Origin of the sequence: Janthinobacterium sp. SUN206 (assembly GCF_030587305.1) — a bacterium.
Taxonomy (GTDB): domain Bacteria; phylum Pseudomonadota; class Gammaproteobacteria; order Burkholderiales; family Burkholderiaceae_D; genus Janthinobacterium; species Janthinobacterium kumbetense.
The window spans coordinates 285,256-308,167 of sequence record NZ_JAPWIB010000004.1 but is presented as its reverse complement, the minus strand read 5'-3'; the positions used below and the strand labels follow the sequence as shown (position 1 = coordinate 308,167).

Annotated in this window: 20 protein-coding genes; 11 read left to right on the top strand and 9 right to left on the bottom strand. The window is 66.1% G+C overall.

Annotation, left to right across the window (positions count from 1 at the left end; all coding sequences use genetic code 11):
- The first annotated feature begins 86 nt into the window (after positions 1 to 86).
- The 3 genes from O3300_RS22015 to O3300_RS22005 are packed head-to-tail and all read left to right on the top strand — an operon-like array spanning position 87 to position 5,308.
- Positions 87 to 704, top strand: coding sequence for a YfiR family protein (locus O3300_RS22015; RefSeq protein ID WP_180278680.1), 618 nt, complete (start codon positions 87 to 89; stop codon positions 702 to 704).
- Entirely contained in the window at positions 705 to 2,735 is a 2,031-nt protein-coding gene (locus tag O3300_RS22010; RefSeq protein WP_099666382.1) for an ATP-binding protein, read from the top strand. It begins immediately after the preceding gene.
- On the top strand, positions 2,732 to 5,308 hold the full coding sequence (locus tag O3300_RS22005) for an EAL domain-containing protein (protein WP_305054119.1): 2,577 nt from the start codon (positions 2,732 to 2,734) through the stop codon (positions 5,306 to 5,308). The genes O3300_RS22010 and O3300_RS22005 overlap by 4 nt, the downstream gene beginning before the upstream one ends.
- 3 nt (positions 5,309 to 5,311) lie before the next feature.
- Here O3300_RS22005 and thiL read toward each other — a convergent pair whose 3' ends face one another.
- Entirely contained in the window at positions 5,312 to 6,292 is a 981-nt protein-coding gene (thiL, locus tag O3300_RS22000; RefSeq protein WP_305054118.1) for a thiamine-phosphate kinase, read from the bottom strand.
- Positions 6,293 to 6,381: 89 nt separating this feature from the next.
- Here thiL and O3300_RS21995 point away from each other — a divergent pair, with 89 nt between their 5' ends.
- On the top strand, positions 6,382 to 6,975 hold the full coding sequence (locus O3300_RS21995) for a hypothetical protein (protein WP_305054117.1): 594 nt from the start codon (positions 6,382 to 6,384) through the stop codon (positions 6,973 to 6,975).
- Between the two features lie 2 nt (positions 6,976 to 6,977).
- Here O3300_RS21995 and O3300_RS21990 read toward each other — a convergent pair whose 3' ends face one another.
- The gene (locus O3300_RS21990) at positions 6,978 to 7,499 is read right to left on the bottom strand and encodes a MarR family winged helix-turn-helix transcriptional regulator (protein WP_305054116.1); all 522 of its coding nucleotides are present in this window, start codon (positions 7,497 to 7,499) and stop codon (positions 6,978 to 6,980) included.
- A 125-nt stretch (positions 7,500 to 7,624) separates the two neighbouring features.
- On the opposite strand from O3300_RS21990, the gene O3300_RS21985 reads away from it, so the two are divergent.
- The 4 genes from O3300_RS21985 (at position 7,625) to O3300_RS21970 (ending at position 12,309) form a co-directional block, all read left to right on the top strand.
- Positions 7,625 to 8,812, top strand: coding sequence for an MFS transporter (locus O3300_RS21985; protein ID WP_305054115.1), 1,188 nt, complete (start codon positions 7,625 to 7,627; stop codon positions 8,810 to 8,812).
- Positions 8,813 to 8,852: 40 nt separating this feature from the next.
- Positions 8,853 to 9,446 (top strand): SMI1/KNR4 family protein, encoded by a 594-nt coding sequence (locus O3300_RS21980; RefSeq protein WP_305054113.1) that lies wholly within the window; start codon positions 8,853 to 8,855, stop codon positions 9,444 to 9,446.
- The gene (locus O3300_RS21975; RefSeq protein ID WP_289903341.1) at positions 9,430 to 9,798 is read left to right on the top strand and encodes a hypothetical protein; all 369 of its coding nucleotides are present in this window, start codon (positions 9,430 to 9,432) and stop codon (positions 9,796 to 9,798) included. The genes O3300_RS21980 and O3300_RS21975 overlap by 17 nt, the downstream gene beginning before the upstream one ends.
- 192 nt (positions 9,799 to 9,990) lie before the next feature.
- Positions 9,991 to 12,309: an NADP-dependent malic enzyme gene (locus O3300_RS21970; protein WP_099666388.1), complete on the top strand. Its 2,319-nt coding sequence runs from the start codon at positions 9,991 to 9,993 to the stop codon at positions 12,307 to 12,309.
- A 53-nt stretch (positions 12,310 to 12,362) separates the two neighbouring features.
- On the opposite strand, the gene O3300_RS21965 is transcribed toward O3300_RS21970, so the two are convergent.
- From O3300_RS21965 to O3300_RS21950, 4 genes are all read right to left on the bottom strand, one after another.
- Positions 12,363 to 13,232, bottom strand: a complete 870-nt coding sequence (locus O3300_RS21965) for a hypothetical protein (protein ID WP_305054112.1) — start codon at positions 13,230 to 13,232, stop codon at positions 12,363 to 12,365.
- Between the two features lie 69 nt (positions 13,233 to 13,301).
- Positions 13,302 to 14,138, bottom strand: a complete 837-nt coding sequence (locus tag O3300_RS21960; RefSeq protein ID WP_305054111.1) for a universal stress protein — start codon at positions 14,136 to 14,138, stop codon at positions 13,302 to 13,304.
- A gap of 312 nt (positions 14,139 to 14,450) precedes the next feature.
- The gene (locus O3300_RS21955) at positions 14,451 to 15,464 is read right to left on the bottom strand and encodes a two-component system response regulator (protein WP_305054110.1); all 1,014 of its coding nucleotides are present in this window, start codon (positions 15,462 to 15,464) and stop codon (positions 14,451 to 14,453) included.
- Positions 15,461 to 18,814 carry an MHYT domain-containing protein gene (locus tag O3300_RS21950; protein ID WP_305054109.1) on the bottom strand — a complete coding sequence of 1,118 codons (3,354 nt, stop codon included), beginning with the start codon at positions 18,812 to 18,814 and terminating at the stop codon, positions 15,461 to 15,463. Before O3300_RS21950 ends, O3300_RS21955 begins: the two co-directional genes overlap by 4 nt.
- A 297-nt stretch (positions 18,815 to 19,111) precedes the next feature.
- On the opposite strand from O3300_RS21950, the gene O3300_RS21945 reads away from it, so the two are divergent.
- The gene (locus tag O3300_RS21945; RefSeq protein WP_305054108.1) at positions 19,112 to 19,918 is read left to right on the top strand and encodes a class I SAM-dependent methyltransferase; all 807 of its coding nucleotides are present in this window, start codon (positions 19,112 to 19,114) and stop codon (positions 19,916 to 19,918) included.
- 3 nt (positions 19,919 to 19,921) lie between these two features.
- On the opposite strand, the gene O3300_RS21940 is transcribed toward O3300_RS21945, so the two are convergent.
- From O3300_RS21940 to O3300_RS21930, 3 genes are all read right to left on the bottom strand, one after another.
- The gene (locus O3300_RS21940; RefSeq protein ID WP_034780522.1) at positions 19,922 to 20,422 is read right to left on the bottom strand and encodes a hypothetical protein; all 501 of its coding nucleotides are present in this window, start codon (positions 20,420 to 20,422) and stop codon (positions 19,922 to 19,924) included.
- A 64-nt stretch (positions 20,423 to 20,486) separates the two neighbouring features.
- The gene (locus O3300_RS21935; RefSeq protein ID WP_305054107.1) at positions 20,487 to 21,233 is read right to left on the bottom strand and encodes a M56 family metallopeptidase; all 747 of its coding nucleotides are present in this window, start codon (positions 21,231 to 21,233) and stop codon (positions 20,487 to 20,489) included.
- 7 nt (positions 21,234 to 21,240) lie between these two features.
- Entirely contained in the window at positions 21,241 to 21,657 is a 417-nt protein-coding gene (locus O3300_RS21930; protein ID WP_289917522.1) for a GNAT family N-acetyltransferase, read from the bottom strand.
- A gap of 147 nt (positions 21,658 to 21,804) precedes the next feature.
- On the opposite strand from O3300_RS21930, the gene O3300_RS21925 reads away from it, so the two are divergent.
- A complete protein-coding gene (locus O3300_RS21925) occupies positions 21,805 to 22,197 on the top strand; it encodes an Imm10 family immunity protein (protein ID WP_077408640.1) in 393 nt (130 codons plus the stop codon).
- A gap of 68 nt (positions 22,198 to 22,265) precedes the next feature.
- On the top strand, positions 22,266 to 22,844 hold the full coding sequence (locus O3300_RS21920) for an NnrU family protein (protein WP_305054106.1): 579 nt from the start codon (positions 22,266 to 22,268) through the stop codon (positions 22,842 to 22,844).
- Positions 22,845 to 22,912 lie beyond the last annotated feature (68 nt).

Here is a 22,912-nt window from a genome sequence, read left to right as displayed (position 1 = left end):
TCGCTGCGCCACCCTGGTGCGCATCGCTCGAACAGGCCAGCGGCATGGTGCCGCGCCTTCGTATGCATTATCTTTACTCGGTTGTCATGGCAATTCTGAACTGGACCTGGTGGCGTCATCCTGGCCCCCTGCGCCACCCCGCGCGCGGCGCCGGCCGCCGCGCTCACCGCTGGGGCTGGCTATTGCTGCTGTTGGGCGTGCTGTGCGCGGAGACGCGGGCACAGGTGCCGGGGGAGCTGGAGCGCCAGGTCAAGGCCGCGTATCTGTACAAGTTTGCCGGTTTTGTCGAATGGCCCGACGGCAGCTTTGCCCGGCCCGACGCGCCGCTGGTGATCGGTGTGGCGGGCGCCGATGCGCTGGCCGAGCAGCTCGAGCAGAGCGTGGCCGGGCATAGCGTCAACGGCCGCGCCGTGCAGGTGAAAAAAGTGCGCCGCGGCGAAACGCTGGCCGGGCTGCACGTGCTGTACCTGGGCGCGCTGGAGAAGGCGGCGCTGCAGGAGATGCTGGCCGCCAGCCGTGGCCTGGCGTTGTTGACGGTGTCCGATTCGGATGAGGTCTACGCGATGGGCAGCATGATCAATTTTGTGATGGCCGAGGACAAGGTGCGCTTCGACGTGGCCCTGAAACCCGTGGCGCAGGCGCATATCCGCATCAGCGCGCGCATGCTGCTGGCCGCTTACCGCGTGCAGACGGGAGGCGCCTAGATGATACGACTGCGCTCCATCCGCCACAAGCTGATGTCGGTGGTCTTGCTGACCACCCTGGTGGCCCTCGTCATTTCGCTGGGCACCATCGTCGTCTACGACTTGCGCGCCTACCACCGCAACCTGGTGGCCGATATCAGTACCCAGGCCGAGCTGCTGGGGCACATGAGCTCGGCTGCGCTGGCCTTCGACGACGAACGCCTGGCGCTGGAAAACCTCAACCTGATGCGCATCCGCCCGCGCGTGACGGCCGGCGCCCTGTACAAGGCCGACGGCAGCCTGTTCGCCAGCTACCGCGCGAACCAGAATGTGGGCGAGCTGCCGGCGAAGGTGGGCAAGGAAGGCGAAAGCATCCAGGGCACCTCGGTGGAGCTGTTCAAGCCCATCGTCGACAATGGCGAACTGCTGGGCACCGTGTATTTGCGCGCCGACTACGAGCTGGCCGGCCGCACGGCCGATTACCTGGCCATCGCGCTGGGCGTGACGGTGCTGGCGCTGCTGGTGGCCTTGCTGTTGCTGCGCCGCCTCGATTTCGTCATCACGCAACCGATCCTCGATATCGCCGACGTGGCGCGCGAAGTGATCGAGACGGGCGACTATTCGCGCCGCGCGCGCAAGCTCAGCGTCGACGAAGTGGCGCAGCTGGTCGATTCCTTCAACAAGATGCTGGCCGAGATCGAGCTGCGCACGCAGGCGCTGGAGCGCTCGAACGGCGAGCTGGCGCGCGAAGGCGAGCAGCGCACCCAGGCGCAGCAGGAAGTCATGCGCCTGAACCAGGAGCTCGAAGTGCGCGTGCACGAGCGCACGGTGCAGCTGGAAATGACGAATGGCGAACTGGCCATGGCGATGGAAGAGGCACGCAGCGCCAACTATGCGAAATCGGCGTTTTTGTCGTCGATGAGCCATGAATTGCGCACGCCGCTCAACGCCATCCTTGGCTTCGCGCAAATCCTCAGTTCCGACCGCCTGCCGTCGACCCTGGAGCAAAAGAAGGAGTTCGCCGGCCATATCCTGAAATCGGGGCGCCACCTGTTGACCTTGATCAATGAAATCCTCGACCTGGCGAAGGTGGAATCGGGCACGGTCAGCCTGTCGCTCGAACCGGTGGGCCTGGACGCCATCTTGCAGGAATGCCGCGACATGATCGCGCCGCTGGCCAGCCAGCGCGGCATCGGCATGGCTTTCCCCGACGCCTGCCCCCTGAACGTGCTGGCCGACCGCACGCGCCTCAAGCAGATCTTGTTGAACTTGCTGTCGAATGCGCTCAAGTACAACCGCGAGCAGGGTGAGGTGAGCATCGCTTGCGCGCCGCAGGCGGGCGGGCGGGTGCGCATCAGCGTGCGCGACACGGGCGTGGGCCTCGACGGCGAACAGGTGGCGCTGCTGTTCCAGCCCTTCAACCGGCTGGGACAGGAGGGCGGCACGGAAGAGGGCAGCGGCATCGGCCTGGTGGTCACCAAGCGCCTGGTGGAACTGATGGATGGCAGCATCGGCGTGACCAGCGCGCCCGGCGAGGGCAGCACGTTCTGGATCGAGCTGCGCGTGGTCGATGCCTTGCCCGCGCCCGCCACCCTGGCCTTGCCGCGGCCGGACCTGGCCGGCGCGCTGCTCGAGCACAGCGCCCCCGTGACCTTGCTGTACGTGGAAGACAATCCCGCCAACCTGACCCTGGTCGAGGAAATCGTGCGCTATTGCCCGCAATTGCAGCTGCTGACGGCCACGGATGGCCGCCTGGGCGTGGAAATGGCGCGCACGCACCTGCCGCAGCTGATTTTGATGGATATCAACCTGCCGCACGTGAACGGCACGGACGCGCTGAAACTGCTGCGCGCCGATCCCCGCACGGCGCACATTCCCGTCATCGCCCTGACGGCCAACGCCATGCCGGGCGACGTGGAGCGCAGCCTGGCGCTGGGCTTTTACCGCTATCTGACCAAGCCGATCAACCTCGATGAATTTACCGAGGCGATCAACAGCACCCTGGCTTACGTGGCGCAGCAGCGCCGGCAGAAGGGAACAGGCGCGCCATGATCAGCCAGGCCGATATCTACGCGGCGAAAATTCTCATCGTCGACGACCAGGAAGTCAATCTGCGCCTGCTCGAGCATTTGCTGCAAAGCGGCGGCTACACGGCCGTCAGCAGCACCCTCGACGCGCGCGCCGTGGCCGGCCTGCACCAGCGCCAGCAGTTCGACCTGATCATCCTCGACCTGGCGATGCCCGGCATGAGCGGCTACGAGGTGATGGATGCCTTGCGCCCGCTGGAACTGGAAGGCTATCTGCCCGTGCTGGTGATCGCCGCCGACCCGGACGCCAAGCTGGCGGCGCTGGAAGCGGGGGCGCGCGACTTCATCAGCAAGCCGTTCGACGCGCTCGAGGTGCTCACGCGCATCCGCAACATGCTCGAAGTGCGGCTGCTGCACCGCGCCGCGCGCCACTACAACACCTTGCTCGAACGCACGGTGGGCCAGCGCACGGCCGAACTGCAGCGCTTTCGCGGCGCCATGGACGCCACCACCGACGCCATCTTCCTCGTCGACGTGCTGGGCATGACCCTGGTCGACGTCAACGATGGCGCGTGCCGCCTGCTTGGCTATGCGCGCGCCGAACTGCTGGCGCTGGCGCCCGGCACCTTGCTGCCGTCGCCGCCGGCCCCGCCGCTGGCCGGGCTGCCGGGCGGCCCGGCGCACCTGGCCACGGAAGTGACGGAGTGCGAACTGGTGCGGCGCGATCTGAGCCTGATACCCGTGGAACTGGGCTGGCACTGGTATGCGCAGGCGCCCGTGGCGGGCGGGCAGGGCGCGGGCGGCCTGCTGCTGATCGCCGTGGCGCGCGATATCAGCGAACGGCGCCAGGCGCAGGAGCGCCTGAAGCACCTGGCCCATTACGATGGCTTGACGGGGCTGCCGAACCGCAGCCTGTTTTACCAGACCCTGGCCCAGGCCGTCGAACTGGCGCAGGAAAAAAGCTGGCGCATCGTGGTGCTGTTCATCGCGCTGGACCGCTTCAAAAGCATCAACGACACCCTGGGCGCGGCGCTGGGCGACGAACTGCTGCGCCAGTTCAGCAACCGCCTGGTCGAATGCGTGCGCCTGCGCGACACGGTGGGCCGCCTGGGCAACGACGAATTCGCGCTCATATTGACCATGAGCCGCAACCAGCAGGAAGCCGTGGCCGTGGCGAACCAGGTGCGCGAAGCCTTGCGCGCGCCATTCGACTTGCGCGGCCATGCGGCCACCCTGACGGCCAGCATCGGCATCGCCATGTATCCGGACGACGCCACCGACCCGGAAACCCTGATCAAATACGCGAATACGGCCATGGGCGGCGCCAAGCAGGCGGGCCGCGACGGCTACCGCTTTTTCACTGCCGGCATGAACGTGCAGGTGCTGGCGCGGCTGGACCTGGAACTGGCGCTGCGCCATGCGCTCGAACACGAGCAGTTCATCCTGTACTACCAGCCCAAGGTGGATTTGCGCACGGGCCGCATCAGCGGCGTGGAAGCGCTGCTGCGCTGGCGCCGTCCCGGCTACGGCCTGGTGGCGCCGGCCGAATTCGTGCCGGTGCTGGAAGACACGGGCCTGATCGTGCGCGTGGGCGCCTGGGTGATCCAGGCCGCCTGCCGCCAGATCGCCGAGTGGCGCGACAGCGAGGTGGGGCCCGTGCACGTGGCCGTGAACGTGTCGAGCCGCCAGTTTGCCGAAGGCGACCTGGAAGGTGAGGTGACGCGGGCGCTGGCGCTGCACGGCGTCGCGCCGGAATTGCTGGAGCTGGAATTGACGGAAACGGCGCTGATGTCGAACGCCGAGCGCACCATCGTCGTGCTGGGCAAACTGAAGAAAATCGGCGTGAAGGTGGCCATCGACGATTTCGGCACCGGTTACTCGAGCCTGGCGTATCTGCAGCGCTTCCCCATCGACAAGCTGAAGATCGACATCGCCTTCGTGCGCAACATCACCAGCAACCCGAACGACGCGGCCATCGCGCTGGCCATCGTCAGCATGGCGCACAGCCTGAAACTGAGCGTGGTGGCCGAAGGCGTGGAATCGCGCCCGCAGCTGGAATACCTGCGGCGCAACCGCTGCGACGAAATCCAGGGCTTCTATTTCAGCCGCGCCCTGCCGGCGCTGGAACTGGGGCAGATGATCGTCGCCGGCGCCGGCCTGCCGCCCGGCCACGACCCGGCCGCGCAGCCGGCGCAAACCCTGCTCATCGTCGACGACGACGTCAACGTGCTGTCATCGCTGCACCGCCTGTTCCGTCCCGAGGGCTATCACATCCTCACGGCCAGCACGCCGGCCGAAGGTTTCGAGATGCTGGCGCTGCACCGCGTGCACGTCATCGTCTGCGACCAGCGCATGCCCAGCATGAGCGGCACGGAATTCCTCAGCAAGGTCAAGGAGCTGTACCCGGAAACCATCCGCATCATCCTCTCCGGTTACACGGGCCTGGAAGCCGTGCTCGATTCGATCAACCGCGGCGCCATCTACCGTTTTTATACGAAGCCGTGGGACGACACTCAGCTGCGCGACAACATCCGCCTGGCCTTCCAGCACTACTGGATGGTGAACCAGCCGGGGCTGGCGCGGGTGGCGGTGCGGTAGAACTTAGTCGCTGAAGTGGTCGAAAGACGATAAGTGCAGGTCGAGCGGCTGCCCCCTTGCATCCACCAGCCGCAGGCCTGCCTGCGCCTCGATGTTGCCCACGCGCGTGACGGGCGTGCCGCAGCTTGCCGCCAGGGCGGCGATGGCGTCGCGCGACGATGTCGGCGCCGTGAAGCACAGTTCATAGTCGTCGCCGCCGGCGGCCGTGTAGCGGCGGCGCACGCTGGCCGCTTGCCGCGCCAGCACGGGGCCGGCCGGCAGGGCGTCGACGTCGAGAGTGGCGCCCACTTGCGACGCTTTCAAGATATGGCCCAGGTCTCCCACCAGGCCGTCCGAGATGTCGATGGCCGCATGCGCCAGGCCCGCCTCGGCCAGGGCGCAGCCCAGCGCCACGCGGGGCGTGGGCGTGTGCATGCGCGCGGCCGCTGTCAGCAGGTCGGCGGGCGCCAGCTCCTGTTCCATGCGGTAGCCGGCCAGCGCCAGGCGCGCGTCGCCGATCGTGCCGCTGACCCAGATATCGTCGCCCGCCACGGCCGCGCTGCGGCGCAGGGCCTGGCCCGGCGTCAGTTCGCCAAACACGGTGATGCAGATATTTAAGGGGCCCTTGGTGGTGTCGCCGCCGATGAGTTCGCAATCAAAGGCGTCGGCCAGCGCGAACAGACCGTCGGCAAAGCCGGCCAGCCAGGCGCGTTCCGCCTGCGGCAGGGCCAGGGCCAAAGTAAATGCGACGGGACGCGCGCCCATGGCGGCCAGGTCGGACAAATTCACGGCCAGGCTTTTGTGGCCCAGCATGCGGGCGTCGGCGCCGGCAAAGAAGTGCCGGTCCTCGACCAGCATGTCCGAGGAGATGGCGATCTGCTTGCCCGCGCCGGGCGTGAGCAGCGCGCAATCGTCGCCGATGCCCAGGGTGGCGCGGCCGGGGCGCTGGCGCACGAAATATTGTTTGATCAGGTCGAATTCGGAAAGCGCGTCGTGTGGGGCCATGGCGTGGTCTGTTCGTTGAATGATGGTGTGGCCCGGCTATTATAGGCTGGCCTACAATACAGGCCTTTGCCACCGCCGATCATGCCCCTATGCCCTTCCACGATATCCACGCCCTGATGCAATCCTATCTTGACGACGGCTGGCTGCGCGAACCGCAGGCCGTCGGCCTGGACACGTTTACGGCGCCGGAACTGCTGGCGCGCGGGTTTTACGAGCTGTGCGACGGCGGCCAGCTGTGCCTGTATGAGGACGAACGCTGGTTCCGCCGTGCCGGCCGCGCCGTGCAGGCCTCGTTCAAGGTGTATCTGCAGCAGGGCCGCTTGCACGCGAACGGGCTGGAGCTCGGCTATCAAGTGCGCCTGGCCAGCGTGCTGCGCGCGGCGCGGCGCCCCCTGCCGCCGTTCCGGCTGCTGCTGGAAAGTGGCGCCCACAGCGGGGCGCTGCTGTTCGACAGCGGCCTGGTGCTGCAGTTCGCGACCAACCTGCATGGCGCGCCCCGCCATTATTTCCTGACCCTGGTCGAGGGGCAGTTGCCCGATCCCGGTGCGGGCGAACTCGACCTGCGCGCCGCCAGCGAGGGCCACGTCCAGGCCCTGTATGGACACTGCGCGCCGGAAGAATTGCAGCGCCAAGCCCGGCGCGGCCATGCGGCCCTGCGCGAGCTGGCGCGCCTGCTTTCCTAAACTTAGACTTTCTTCACCTGCGCCATGCCGTGCAGCAGCTTGGCCAGCAACTGGTCGAGCTGGCGCTGCTCGTCCGAGTTCAAAGCCGAGAGCATCGCGCGCTCGTTGTCCACGTGCAACAGCACCAGCCTTTCAATCAATTCCAATCCCCTTTGCGTCAGGGCCACCAGCACGCCGCGCCGGTCCGTCGGATGCTTCCGGCGTTCGATCAGGCCGGCCGCTTCCAGGCGGTCGATGCGGTTGGTCATGCCGCCCGAGGACAGCATGGCCGCCTCGTACAGGGCCGTCGGCGTCAGCGCATATGGCGCGCCCGAGCGGCGCAGGGTGGCCAGCACGTCGAATTCGCCCGGCTGCAAGCCGTGTTCCGCAAACAGGGGGTTGAGCCAGTCGCGCGCCATCAGCTGGGCCACCGTGCCCAGCTGGCCCACCAGCTGCATGGCGTTCGTATCCATCTGCGGCAGTTCGCGCTGCCATTGTGCGGCGGCAAATTGCGCGCGCGTGTGTTCTTGCGGGGTATCTGTCATGGTGCCATCCATTTATCTCGACATCAAGATACATTTCTATCTTTATGTTAAGATACTTTTCATCGAGTTATTTTATATGACGCATTAAACCATGTGCCTCCCAGCGAGGCAAGGACTACTCTCCCATGCCATCCGAACGCCCCGTCTCTTCCCCGCTTCCCTCGTCCGCCCTGGTGGTGGCCGCCATCATCCTGCTGGGCCTGAACCTGCGGCCCATCCTGGCCGCCATCGGCCCCTTGCTGGACAGCATCCAGGCCGGCACGGGCCTCAGCAATGCTGACGCGGGCTTGCTCACCACCGTGCCCGTGTTCGCCATGGGCGTGTGCGCCTTGCTGGGCGCGCAGCTGCAGCGGCGCCTGGGCGTGGCGCGCGGCATCGGCATCGGCATCGCCATCATCGCTTGTGCCTGCGCGCTGCGCTGGCCCCTGCACGGCAGCGGCGGCCTGATCGCCACGGCGGCCTTGGGCGGCCTGGGCATCGCGCTGGTGCAGGCGCTGCTACCCGCCTTCATCAAGCGCCATTTCCCCGCGCGGGCAGGGCAGCTGATGGGGTTTTATACGACGGGCATCATGGGCGGCGCGGCCATTGCAGCCGCGTCCGCCTCACCGCTGGCGCAGTCGCTGGGGTGGCAGGCGCTGCTGGCCCTGTGGGCGCTGCCCGCCGTGGCGGCCGCGCTGCTGTGGCGCCGCGCATCGGCTTCGCGCGTGGACGTGGCCGGCGGCGCCGGCGCCAGCCTGCCCGTGGGCAGTGGCCGCGCCTGGCTGCTGATGGTGTTTTTCGGCATCGGCACGGGCGCCTACACGCTGGTGCTGGCCTGGCTGCCGCCGTTTTATACGGAACTGGGCTGGAGCGCGGCCGACAGCGGCTTGCTGCTGGGCGGCCTGACCCTGGTGGAAGTGCTGGCGGGACTGGTGCTTTCCAGCGTCATCCACCGCTTTCCCGACCGCCGCATCCTGCTGCTGTCCGTCCTGCTGGCCGTGCTGGCCGGCCTGGCTTGCCTGATCGTGGCGCCCGCGCAACTGGCGCTGCCCGCCGTGATATTCCTGGGCTGCGGCATCGGCTCTTTGTTTCCCCTGTCGCTGATCGTCAGCATGGACCATGTGACGGACCCGGCCGGCGCCGGCGCGCTGCTGGGCTTTGTGCAGGGCGGCGGCTACATCATCGCCAGCAGCATGCCCTTCATCGCCGGCCTGATCCGCCAGCATTCGTCCAGCCTGGCCCAGGCATGGATGGTGATGGCCGCCGGCGTCGTGGTCTTGTTGCTGATCGCCGTGCGCTTCGCGCCCGGCGCTCATCTGGCACCGTCGCGTTAGCGTGCGCTTGCCGGGTGCCGGCAGCTGCTATATTTCGCCCATGAACATCGTCGACGATTATTTGGCAGGCTTGCGCCAGGCCATGCCGCCCGAGCCGCTGGCGGAGCTGGCGCTGGCCAGCGGCGCCAGCGCGGCGCAACTGGCCAGCCTGCGCCAAACGTATCCGCTGTGCCCGGATAGCCTGCTGCGCTTGCTGGGCCTGTACAACGGCACCTATTATCAGAAGTATGCGGGCGGCACGGTGCTGGTATACATGCTGGGCTCGGACGTGTTCGAGTATCCGTATTACCTGAGCTCCGTCGAGCAGATCCTCAAGGATGGGCAGGCGAACCAGCGCAGCATCGCCGACATCTACGGCCATTATCTGGACGACGATCCCGGCATCGTCGACGCCCGCATCGACGCCGGCATCAAGCAGGGCCAGCGCCTGTGTTTTTCGCATTGCATGAACAATGGCGGCTCGTCGCGGCTGTATATCGATTTCACGCCCACGGCGTCGGGCAATGTGGGGCAGGTGGTGCGCTTCCTGCACGATCCCGACAGCTACCTGGTCATCGCCGACAGCTTCGACTCGTATCTGCAGATGCTGATCGATGACGAGTATGCCTTCTTGACCGATGAAAATTTTGAATAACCGGGCCGCGCCGCCGTCCCTGCTGCCCGCCAACCGCCGCATCGTGCTGTCCGGCGAGGATGCGCTGCGCATCCTGCGCGAGATCGAATTCCTGCTGCAGTCGCTGCAGCACATCGGCCGCCATTATTATCCCGACGGCGACGATGACGGCGCCGATGCCCTGCGCCGCGCGCAGTATTGCGCGGAGACGACGCGCTTCATCGACGCGCAGCAAGCGACGACGCGCCTGGCGCTGATGCGCCGCATTTTGTCCGCGCCGTTCGACGGCACCCTGGGCGCGGACGACATGGACGATATCGAGCGCGCCGTCGCCGCGCTGCCGCTGTGGCGCGCCGCCGACATTCCATCATAAAAACTAATTGAAATCTAAAATTCGATAGTTTTTCCTGTTCAGGACGTTTGTGCCGCCGCACGGCCTTACAATGCTAGGTTATGCGTTTTCGTGATATCAGACTGTGGCTAGCGGAAAATACCTAGCTAATTGAAAGAATCGGTCTGATAAAATCCGGAACACCCGATCGACCAAACAGGAAGGCAGCACAGCATGGATTCGTCATCTGATAAAAAAGAAGAATTGCGTCAACAATTGCGCTTGGCCGCACTCGAGTATCACGAGTGCCCGCGCCCCGGCAAAATCAGCGTGACGCCGACCAAACAACTGACCAACCAGCGCGACCTGGCGCTGGCCTACTCGCCAGGCGTGGCCGCTCCCTGCGAAGAAATCGTCATCGATCCGGCGAATGCCTATAAATATACGGCGCGCGGCAACCTGGTGGCCGTCATCACCAACGGCACGGCCGTGCTGGGCCTGGGCAATATCGGTCCGCTGGCCGCCAAGCCGGTGATGGAAGGCAAGGGCGTGCTGTTCAAGAAGTTCGCCGGCATCGACGTCTTCGACATCGAAATCAACGAGATGGACCCGGACAAGCTGGTCGATATCATCGCTTCGCTGGAACCGACCTTCGGCGGCGTGAACCTGGAAGACATCAAGGCGCCCGAGTGCTTCTACATCGAGCGCCAGCTGCGCGACCGTATGAAGATTCCCGTCTTCCATGACGACCAGCACGGCACCGCCATCATCGTCGGCGCGGCCATCCTGAACGGCTTGAAAGCCGTCGGCAAGAAAATCGAGGATTGCAAGCTGGTCGTGTCGGGCGCGGGCGCTGCGGCGCTGGCCTGCCTGGACCTGATCGTCGACCTGGGCTTCCCCCTGAAAAACATCTACGTCACCGACCTGGCCGGCGTCGTCTACAAGGGCCGCACAGAACTGATGGACCCGGACAAGGAACGCTTCGCGCAAGACACGCCGCTGCGCACCCTGGCCGAGATCATCCCGGACGCCGACATCTTCCTCGGCGTCTCCGCTGGCGGCGTGCTGAAGCAAGACATGGTGCGGAAGATGGCGCCGAACCCGCTGATCCTGGCGCTGGCCAACCCGAATCCGGAAATCCTGCCGGAAGAAGTCAAGGCCGTGCGCAGCGACGCCATCATCGCCACGGGCCGTTCGGACTATCCGAACCAGGTCAACAACGTGCTGTGCTTCCCGTACATCTTCCGCGGCGCCCTCGATTGCGGCGCCACGACGATCACGCGCGAAATGGAAATCGCCGTCGTGCACGCGATCGCCGACCTGGCGCATGCCGAGCAGTCGGACATCGTCGCTACCACCTACGGCATCAGCAACCTGTCGTTCGGTCCTGAATACCTGATCCCGATGCCGTTCGATCCCCGTTTGCTGATCAAGATCGCGCCAGCGGTGGCCAAGGCGGCCGAGGATTCCGGCGTCGCCACGCGTCCGATCAAGGACTTGCAAGCGTACGCGGACAGCCTGCAGCAATTCGTCTACCGCAGCGGCACCTTCATGAAGCCGCTGTTCCTGATGGCCAAATCCACGCCGGCCGAACTCAAACGCATCGTCTACGCCGAAGGCGAAGAAGAGCGCGTGCTGCGCGCCGTGCAAGTGGTGGTCGATGAAAAACTGGCGCGTCCCATCCTGGTCGGCCGCCCACCGGTACTCGAAGCGCGCATCCAGAAGTTCGGCCTGCGCCTCAAGCAAGGCGTCGACTTCGACGTCATCAACCCGGACTTCGACGAGCGCTATCGCGATTACTGGAATACGTACTACGCCATGACGAGCCGCAAAGGCGTCACCGAGGAATACGCTAAACTGGAAATGCGCCGCCGTCACACCCTGATCGGTTCGATGATGATCCACAAGGGCGACGCCGACGGCATGATCTGCGGCACCTTCGGCACCACCCAGCTGCACCTGAAATACATCGACCAGGTGCTGGGCAAGCGCGCCGGCAGCAATGTCTACGCTGCCATGAACGTGCTGATCATGCCGGAACGCCAGCTGGTGATGGTCGACACGCACGTCAATGAAAACCCGGACGCGGACCAGTTGGCCGAGATCACCATCATGGCCGCCGAAGAGATGACCCGTTTCGGCCTGTCGCCGCGCGCGGCCCTGCTGTCGCACTCGAACTTCGGTTCCAGCGACAGCGCCTCGGCGCAAAAGATGCGCGCCGCGCTGGCCATCATCAAGGAACGCGCGCCGGACCTGGAAATCGACGGCGAAATGCACGGCGATACGGCCCTCGACAGCAAGCTGCGTCAAAAAATCATGCCGAATTCGGCACTGAAGAACGACGCCAACCTGCTCGTCATGCCGAACATCGAATCGGCCAACATCGCCTACAACCTGGTGAAGACGGCCGCCGGCAACGGCATCGCCGTCGGTCCGATCCTGCTCGGTTGCGCCAAGCCCGTGCACATCCTGACGCCATCGGCCACCGTGCGCCGCATCGTCAACATGACGGCCCTGTGCGTCGTCGACGCCGTGGCGCAGCGCAAAGCCTAAGGGTTTAGCTGCCGCCTGAAAGCCGCGCCATCCGCAAGGAGGCGCGGCTTTTTTTACATGGGCGACACGGGCAGGGCCGCGGCGGGCGGATGGCGGCGCAGGTAGTAATGGCGGTACAGCATGATCTCGCCCCATACCAGCAGCAGCGCCGCCAGCGCGAACAGGCCCAGCGTGATCTTGAGCGAATTGAAATAGGCGCCGGCTTGCCGTTTGATGGCGTCGATGAAAATCATCGGCACTGACTTGTCGAGTTTGCTGAAGTCGGCATGGCGCGCCACGTCGGTGGTCAGGCGCACGGCCAGGTCGGTGCCCAGCGCGGCCAGCTCGCCAGTCGCCTGGCCACGGAAGTTGGCGCCCTTGAGCGCTTCGCCGAGCAGGCCGACCCTGGCGATCAGCTGTTCCTGCAGCACCTGCGTCAGCAGCACGCTGCCGCGGCGCAGAATGAATTCATTGATCCAGCGCGCCTTGCTGCGTTCCCAGTAGCTGCTCGATGTGGGCTGGTAATACATGCCTTGCACGAACGGTTCGAGCAGGCTGCGCACGCTGATGGGCTGGCCCGGGGCGATCAGCTTGACCTGCTGTTCCAGGTAGACGCGCAGCGCCGGCATCTGTGCCTCGACCACGGGCTGCAAGTCGCGCTCGAGGGCCTGGTTGACCACGCGGTGCACGCTGTGCACGGCGCCAAACCCGGCACCGAGGAGCGGCAGCGCGAGCAGGATCAGTACATAGCTGAGCTTGGCGGCCACATGCCAGGCGCGGGGACGGCGCACCAGCAGGCATTTTCTGGCCAGCTGGTAGCAGATGCCGAGCGCCAGCACGAAGCCGGCCGCGCTGCACAGCAGCATCCACGGCAGGGCGGTCCACAGCAGTTCGCCGCCGAACGGCACCAGGCTATTGCCCCAATTGAGGAGTTGTTGGTTCATGTACATTGCTTTGATATGGATAAACAGGCAAGTATACCCATTGTGCAACGACATGGAGCGCGCTTGGTGTCAGTGCGCCATCAGCACCGGCAAGGTCATCTGGCGCAGCACGGTTTCCGTCACGCCGCCCAGCAGGATTTCGCGGAAGCGCGCGTGGCCGTAGCCGCCCATCACCAGCAAGTCCGCATGCACTTCGGCGGCCATGGCCAGCAGCGCCGCGCCGATGTCGCCCGTGGCGACGGCCGGGCGCACTTCCACGGGCACGCCATGGCGGCTCAGGTAGGCGGCGATGTCGGCGCCCGGATGGCGCGCCGGCTGCGCGTGGCCGACCGGCGGGTGCAGCAGGGCCAGCACCACCAGGCGCGCCGCGCGCAAGAGGGGCAGGGCGTGGCCGATGGCGCGCGTCGCTTCCATGCTGCCATCCCAGGCCACCACGACCGTGTTGTCCACCTGTGCGAACTGGCCGCTGCGCGGCACGATCAGCACGGGACGGGCCGCGTTCAGCATCACGTAGGGCACCAGGTCGCTCATGGCGCCGGGCAAGGCTTCGCCGGCGTCGTGCTGGCTCAGCACGGTCAGATCGCTGTAGCGGGCGCTGACGGCCATGCCGCCATCCTCATCGTCTTCGATCAGGCGGCGCTCGAGCGAGGCGGCGCCGGCCTGGCGCGCCAGCGTCTCGAACTGGTCCAGCGCCTGTTCCGCCTGCCCATGCAAGGCTGAAATCTGCGCCGCCACGGCGCCGCCGCGCATGCCGCGGTTGTTTTCCAGGGTAAAGCGCGACATGCCCGTCATGGCGGCGCCGATCAGGTGCGCCTGGTGCGCGTGCGCCAGCCGCGCCGCGATGGCGATGCGCTGCGGCGCATGGCGCGACAGGTCGGCGTGGACGAGGATGGATTTGTAAGCCATGTTGTCACTCGGTAGTCAGGATGGCAACAAGGCTAGAACGGCAACACGGGCAAGTCCAGCATTGCCGTGCTGGCCGGGGCTTTTCTTATGCTGGGCTTGATGTAAGTCAAAAAAAGAGAGGCCAGGGCCATCTGCAAGTGCGCAGCCAGGAAAGTGCAAGCTGTTTGATGTGCATCAAAATGCCTGCCCCGCCGCCAGCCATAATGGCATTGAACTCCTGGCCCCTCCAGTGGTCTGCATCGGCGCCGGCGCCATCTGTCCGGCACTTGCTTGTGTGACGCAACAACGCTGGCCGTGGCGGGAGTTCACTCTTCAAGCGGGCGCGTGGTGTTCCGCTTTCTCTGCCCAGCGCAGCCGGATGGCGTCGATGGCGGGCAATTCCCCGACAAACAGGTCGACCAGCCGCGCATCGAAATGGCTGCCTTGTTGCGCTTGCAGATAGCCCACGGCGTCCGTCACCGACCACGCGCGCTTGTACGGGCGCACCGAGGTCAGCGCGTCGAACACGTCCGCCACGGCGACGATGCGCCCCGCCAGCGGGATCGCTTCGCCTGCCAAGCCGTTCGGGTAACCGCTGCCATCCCATTTTTCATGGTGCGACACGGCGATGGCGCGCGCCAGCGCCAGCATGCCGCCTTCCGCATGTTCGCCGATGATGTCGCCGCCGATGCGCGCGTGCGTCTGCATGATGCTCCACTCGTCCGCGTCGAGCTTGCCCGGCTTTTGCAGGATGCGGTCGGGGATGCCGATCTTGCCCACGTCGTGCATGGGCGCCGCGTGCAGCAGGTCGTCCGCGGCGGCCTCGTCCATGCCGGCGGCCACGCCCAGCAGGCGCGCGTAATGGCTCATGCGGATCACGTGCAAGCCTGTTTCATTGTCCTTGTATTCGGCCGCCAGGCCCAGGCGCTGGACGATCTGCAGCCGCGTTTCCTTCAATTCATCGATGCGCACCAGCGACAGGTGCGTGCGCACGCGGGCGCGCACGATGGCGGGGCTGAGCGGCTTGGTGATGTAATCGACGGCACCCGCCTCAAAACCGCTCAGTTCGTCGCGCATGTCGTTCAGGGCCGTGACGAAAATGACGGGGATGGCGGCCGTCAGCGGCGCGGCCTTCAGCTGGCGGCAGGCGTCGTGGCCGCTCATGCCGGGCATCATCACGTCGAGCAGGATCAGGGCCGGGCGCTCCTGCTGCGCCAGTGCCAGCGCCCGCGCGCCATCCTTGGCGAACAGCAGCGCATAGTCGTTCTGCAAGATCTGGCGCAGCAATTGCAAATTGGCCGCCTCATCGTCGACGATGAGAATCACGGGCCTGGCTGGTGCATTCATGGGGACTCCGGGGCGTAGGTGTGCAGCAAGTCGTGCAGCAGCGACTGTGCCAGGGGGAAATCAAAGTCGTCGATGGCATGCAGCAGCGGCGTCAGCTCGTCCGCTTGCGCGCCCATGGCGTGCTGCAACTGTGCTTGCGCCGCGTCATCGAGTTCGCCGCGCCGCAAGGCGCTTAACAGGGCACTGGCCGCTTGCCGGACGGCGGGCACGTCGATGGCCGCCGCCGCCGTTGCCGCCGGCAAGGCAGGCGGCGCCAGCCGGGCGATGGCAGCCAAGGCCGCCGGCCATTGCGTCAGCAGGGCGCCCAGGATTTCGTCGAGCTGCTGCGCCGTGGCGGGACCGGGACCGGCGCAGCATTGCTCCAGCGCCGCCAGGCTGGCGGCCAGTTGCTCCAGTCCCAGGTTGGCGGCCACGCCGCGCAGTTGGTGGCTGTGCGACAAGAGCGCCGCGTGGTCGCGCGCTTCGATGGCGGCCAGCAGGGCGGGCGGCAGGCGCGGATGCTCGCGTCCGAAACGGGCCAGCGCCGCGCGGTAGGCGCTGTCGTTGCCGGCCCAGCGCTGCAGGGCGCCCGCATGGTGCAGCACCCGTCCGCCAGCGGGCGGCGGTGCGAGGCTATCGTCGGCCGGGTCCGCCGCCAGGCCCAGCACGCGCGCGATTTCCAGCGCCAGCGCCTGCCATTCGACGGGCTTGGTGGCAAAACCGTCCATGCCGGCCGCCCGCGCCGCCTTGCGGTGCGCTTCGAGCACGCTGGCCGTCATGGCGATCACGGGCACGCGCGGGCGTCCGTCGCGCAGGGCGGCGGCACGGATGGCTTGCGTGGCGGCCAGGCCATCCATGTGTGGCATTTGCAAGTCCAGCAGCAGCACGTCGAAGTCATCCTGCTGCGCCAGTTGCAAGGCTTGCGCGCCATCGCCGGCCGTGACCACCGTGTGGCCACGCTTGCCCAGCAGTAAGCTCAGCAGTTCCAGGTTTTGCGGCACGTCGTCGGCGGCCAGCACGCGCAGGGGCGGCAGGCGCACGCTGCGCCGTTCGCTGGCGGGCAGCGCCGCCTGGCGCGCCGGCAGCAAGGGCAGCATGACGTGGAACACGCTGCCGTGCGGCAAGGCGGCATCGGCCCAGATGCGCCCCTGCATCAGGGTCACCAGCTGCCGGCTGATGGTGGTGCCCAGGCCCGTGCCGCCGAAGCGCCGCGTGGTCGAGGCGTCCGCTTGCACGAAGGGATCAAAAATGGCGTCGCGCCGTTCCGCGGGGATGCCGATGCCGCTGTCCTGCACCAGCAGGTGCAGCTGGCCATCGTCGCGGCGCGCCGCCAGGCTGACGACGCCGCCGGGCGTGAACTTGATGGCGTTGTCGAGCAGGTTGCCCAGCACTTGCCGCATGCGCAATTCGTCGCCATGCAGCATGGCCGGCAGTTGCGGGTCGTACTGCACCTCCATGCGCAAACCCTTGGCGCGCGCATGGATGCCATACGTGGACGCCAGTTCGTCGACCAGCGCCAGCAGGCTGTAGTCGCGCAATTCCAGCGCCACGGCGCCCTTGTCCAGCTTGGCAGTATCGAGCACTTCGTTGAGCAGGCGCAACAGCGAGCGGCCGGACTGGCGTACGGTATCGAGGTGGCGCCGCTGCTCGGGCGCCAGCGGCGAGTCGAGCAGCACATCGGTAAAGCCGAGGATGGAATTCATCGGCGTGCGGATTTCATGGCTCATGTTGGCGACGAAGCTGGCCCGCGTGGCGGCCGCCAGCTCCGCTTTTTCCTTGGCCATGCGCAAGTCTTCCTCCATTTGCCGCCGTTCGCTGATGTCGAGGATGACGCCGTCGACCCAGCGCACGGCGCCTGCCGCGTCGTGCACGACGGTGCCCCGCTCCCACAGCCAGCGCGCCGTGCCGTCCGCATGCAGCAGCCGGTATTCGAGCAGGTAGGGCTCGCCGCTGGCGACGCTGCGGTTGAAGACGTCGATGACGTAGGCGCGCTCTTCGCTGGCGATCAGGCCCGTGATGGTGCGGCGCGGAGCGGCGCCGAGAAAGTCGGCGGGCGGATAGCCGGTGACCCCTTCCACGCCATCGCTGATGAACAGCATGGGCTGGTTTTCCGCCGTGGTGCAGCGAAAGGCGATGCCGGGCAGATTGCCGATCAGCGAGCGCAACTGCTGCTCGCTTTCGCGCAGGGCGGCCAGCATGGCGCGCCGTTCGCTGATGTCCGTAATGAACAGCACATATAAATCCTGGTCGGCCAGGCGCGCGCTGGCCATCGAGCGCTGCACGGCGACCGGCACCCCATCCTTGCGCAGGTAGACGATTTCCTCGCTGGTGTGGACCGCCTCGCCTTCGCCCGTGCGCAGGTAGTGCAGCAGGCCCTGCTGTTCCGACTGGCGCACGTCGCTGACCAGCAGGCTGACGTGGCGGCCGACAATTTCCGCCGCCCGCCAGCCGAGGATGCGCTCGGCGGCGCCGTTGAAGTCGACGATGCCGCCATGCCGGTCGATGGTGATGACGCCGTCGACCGTGCTCGTCAACAGCGAGCGCGTCCAGTGTTCGCTCTGGTTCAGGTGGCGAAACAGTTCGCGGTAGCGCAAGATGCCCACGGCCGAAGCGACGAGGATCGTCAGGGCGATGGTCAGCAGGGTCACGCTGATCACCAGCATGGGCCGGTTGGCATCGGCATCATTGCCTGGGGGAATCGTCCCCACGAAGCGGGCGGCTTGCATGCCCATGTAATGCATCCCGGCAATCGCGCAACCCATGACGCCGGCGCTGATCAAGGTGCGCCGCGAGGCAGACACGCGGCCGCTCCAGCCGCGCAGGCCGAAGCGTATCCACAGGGCCACGGTGGCCAGCGCCACGGCAACGACGAGCGACAGCGCGAACAGCAGCGGCTCGTAGCGCAGCGACAGGCCCATGCGCATGGCGTGCATGCCCGTGTAATGCATGGCGCCGATGCCCAGGCCCACCAGCAAGCCGCTCCTGAGCAGCAGCGGCGCCGTGACGGCGCGCCGGCTGATGGTGGCCAGGGCCACGAACGAGGCCGCCACGCTGGGCACGATGGACAGCAAGGTCAGGCCCGGATCGTAGGCGACGCTGGTGCCCAGCTCGAAGGCCAGCATGCCGATGAAATGCATGGCCCACACGCCGCAGCCCAGCGCCAGGCTGCCGGCCAGCAGGCACAGCAAGTGCAAGCGGCGGCTGATGCTCGCCTGCGCGCGGCTGTACGCCGTCATCTGGAAGGCCATCCACGACGTGAAAATGGCGATCACGAGCGACAGCAGCACCAGGCCCGGCGCATGCTGGCCGTGGTGCAGCTGGGCCGGATCGGCGGGCAGGTGGAAAAGGTGCTGGACGCTGGCAGGTATCATCGTGGGCAGGCAAATAGAGCGTCGTGGCGCTGAAAACAGGATCGGGGCCGGCCATCGCTGCGGGTGGCCGATGCAAATGACCTTACCAGATTTCTGGAAACAAATATCTTATTTGTAATTATTTTCTCTGTCGTGCAAGCCGTGCGCAGGCGGAAAAGCGGGGCGCAGGCCTCGCCGCACCAAGGGAATGGCGGTGCGGGCGAAGAAGTTTCCATCAGGAATTGTGTGGTTTTTTTGCAAAGTGCGACGCCTTGCCTTGTGTCATGCTACATTCGCGTCCTGCTTTTTTCTGAAAGGATGACGATGCCTTTAGGTAACAACTTCTTGCGGCATAATCAGCAAGCCTGGGATGCCCAGGCGGCCCGGAACAGTCCGTGGTCGCAGCCCGTCGACAGCGCCACCATCGCGGCGGCGCGCGCCGGACAGTGGCTCATCCACCTGACGCCCGGCCCCTTGCCGGCCGGTTGGCTGGATGACGTGCGTGGCAAGCGCATCCTGTGCCTGGCCGGCGCCGGCGGGCAACAGGCGCCCGTGCTGGCGGCCGCCGGCGCGCATGTGACCGTCTTTGATCTGTCTGAGCAGCAACTGGCGCAAGACCGCATGGTGGCCGAGCGCGACGGCTTGCAACTGGCCACCGTGCAGGGCGACATGCGCGACCTGGCCTGCTTCGCCGACGCCAGCTTCGATGTCATCGTCCATCCCGTGTCGAACCAGTACGTGCCCGATATCGCCTCCGTGTGGCGCGAATGCGCGCGCGTGCTGGCGGACGCTGGCGTGCTGTTGAGCAGTTTCTTCAACCCGGCCGTGTTCATCGGCGACCGCGACCCGCAATGGGCAAAACAGGGCTTGATACGGCCGCGTTTCGTGCTGCCGTATTCGGACGTGGCGGATATGGATGCCGATGCGCTGGCGGCGCGCATGGAAAGGGGCGAGGCACTGATCTTCGGCCACGGCCTGGACAGCCAGATCGGCGGCCAGCTGGCGGCGGGCTTCGTGCTGGCGGGTTACCACGAGGAAATGCATCCCCACCCGCGCTTTGAAATTGAAAAATACCTGCCCAGCTTTATCGCCACGCGCGCCGTCAGGCTGGCGCGCGCGGGATAGCGTTTAGTTGTAGGGCTGCAAGTCCAGCCAGACGGCGTATGACAGGCGCTTGCCATTCCACAGTCCGCCGCCGCGGATGACGGCGTCGCACGAGGTCAGCTGGCCCACCAGGTCCATGCGGCCCAGGTTGCGGCGCAGGCGCAGCGCGTCGTTGTGCGACAGGTAGCCGACCAGCTGGCCATCGATGAAGACGGCGATGGCCTTGTCCTGGAACGGGTTGGCATCGTCGCAGACGAGCAGGGCCAGGCATTTCTCTTCCGCATTGCCGGGACCATGCTCGCCGGCCAGTTTGGCGATGGCGGGCTGGTACATCGATTCGTTTTCCACTTCCGACGCAAAGCGCCCCTCATCGGTCCAGTGATGCGCGGGTGCGCCCGCAGGAATCGCCGGCACGTACTGGCGCACCGACATGAGCGGCTTGTGCAGCGGTTTGGCGGGCGTGCGGCCGCTGAAGACGTAGTACAGCAGGGCGATGACGATCACGATGGCAAGCAGGTAAAGCATGGTATCTCTCTGATTTCTGAAGGGGAAGCCGGTGGCGCGGGCGCATTGCGCGGCGTTGCCGCTACTATAGCAAGTTCGCCGCCCGGTTCCGGGTAAATCTGGCCATCAGGCGGCGGCGCCGGCGCAGTGCGCGCGGGTCGTTCAGCACGATGGGCGAGGCGCCCGTCAGCCCCGAATAATACTGGCCGTGCTGGCGCAGCACGATGGCATAGTCGCGCAGCGCGTGGCCCTGCGCCAGCATGCGCGCGTCGCAATCGACTTCGATGGCAAAGCGCAGCCGGTGCAGCTGCCACCACAGGGGCACATTCCACGGCATGAGAATAATCAAGGCGTACGCCAGGGCCAGCAGCTGCGGGTCGCGCGCGGCCAGCCGGCATTGGGCGTGCGCCAGCAGCAGCGCCTGTTGCTGGGACGAAATCAGTCGCAGCCAGACGGGCATCACGATGCGCGGCCGCAGCAGTCCCGCCACGCAGGGACCGATGCCGCCACTCAAGTATACGGGCGTGCCCAGCAACGATGTTTTCTGCCAGCGGCGCTGGTGCGACAGCAGCCAGACGCTGCGCAGCGCCAGCAGCAGCAACATGCCGCTCGATAGCATGAACCAGCCCAGTTTCAGCTGCGCCTGTTCCGCCGGCATGGCCGCCAGCACGCCGGGCAGCCATGCCAGGGGCACGATGGCGGACGCGGCGATGGCCGCCAGCCACAACCAGCGCGTCGTGCGCCCGCGCCTTTGCTGCGTGCGCTCGGCGCGCCAGGCGGCGGCGCTCAACAGCAGCGCCAGCGTCATGGTGCACAGCAGCCAGGCCGGCATCGGGCGCCTAGCGCTTCAGCGCCATGCCGACGGAGGCGGGCGCCGTGTGCTTGAAACCGAACTGCGCGTACAGGTCTTGCGCCTGGCCATCGGCGATCAGGCTGACATACGCGCTTTCCGGCACGTCGCGATCGATGAACTGGCGGATTTCGCGCATGATCAGCTTGCCCAATCCCTTGCCCTGGTGGGCCGGCAGCACGGCGATATCGACGACCTGGAAGAAGCAGCCGCCATCGCCGATGATGCGGCCCATGCCCACCACCTCGTCGCCATGCAGCACTTGCACGGCAAACAGGGAATTCGGCAAGCCCCTGGCCGCGGCATCCGTGGTTTTCGCGCTCAGGCCGGCGGCGACGCGCAGGTGCTGGTAGGTGGCGATGGAAGGGATGGCCAAGCGGGTGGTGTAGGGCGATGCTGCGGTCAAGGCGGTCTCCTGTAGAAATAGTTTGGAGCGGCAATTATAGGCGGCGATGGATTTCCGTGACGGCAGGCTTTATTCATCGCGCGCTATGTCGTCCGTGCCGCTTTTGCGCTATGGTGGCGCCATCCCCATATTTGTTGAAAGCACGCCATGTCCGCAGGATTTACCGCCACCGAGTTGTCCGTCATCAATGAAGACGATGCCCTGATCACCACCCTGGCCGCGCCAGCCGGCAAAGGCGAGCCCGTCTACCTGATGCTGCAGCGCGCCGACGAGTATGACGAGCAGGACGTGGCCATGGGCATGGACGAGCCCTACATCGAATATGGCGGCCAGGAATTTGCCTGGTACGGCCACATGCACGCCGTGATTCTGCATCCGAACCGTTTGTCCGTGCAGATGGATGCCGAGGCCGCCATGCAGATGGACGACGACGGCCAGATCGACGTGCGTTTCAACTTGACGCCCGAGCGCTACGCCCAGCTGCAGCAGGCGCTGCGCACCACGTTCGAGGGCTGCGACTACTATCGCGAAGAACGTTGATCTGCGCGGACGCCGCCGGCCATGATGTCGGGTATGCTGGATAGAGGATATGGACTGGGGAGTGGACGATGACGGTGCTGATACTCGGTTTGCTGCTGTTCCTGGGCTTGCACTCGGTGCGCATCGTCGCTGACGGCTGGCGCAGCGCCCAGCTGGCGCGCCTCTGCGAAAAGCGCTGGAAGGGCCTGTATTCGCTCGTGGCGTTCGTCGGGCTGGGCCTGATCATCTGGGGCTACGCCCTGGCGCGCCAGCAGCCGCAAGTGCTGTGGTCGCCGCCCATGGGCTTGCGCCACATCAGTGCCCTGCTGATGCTGTTCTCGCTGATTTTATTGGCGGCGGCCAATGTGCCGCGCAACCATATCAAGACCCTGGTGCACCACCCCATGCTGCTGGGCACGCAATTCTGGGCCGTGGCGCATCTGCTGGCCAACGGCAACGTGGCCGATGTGCTGCTGTTCGGCGGCTTTCTCGTCTGGTCGTCAATCGATCTGTATTCCGCCGTGCAACGCGACCGCGCGGCCGGCGTGGCGTACGAGGGCGGCACCATGGCAGGCACCCTGATCGCGGTCGGCGCGGGCTGTGCGCTGTGGCTGCTGCTGGCGTTCTGGCTGCACGGCGTGCTGTTTGGCGTACGGCCGTTTGGATAGCCGGACGGGCGCAAACGCAATTTCGGCGTTTCAGCATTATCGATACGGGGTGGGCGGCGGTGAAGGCG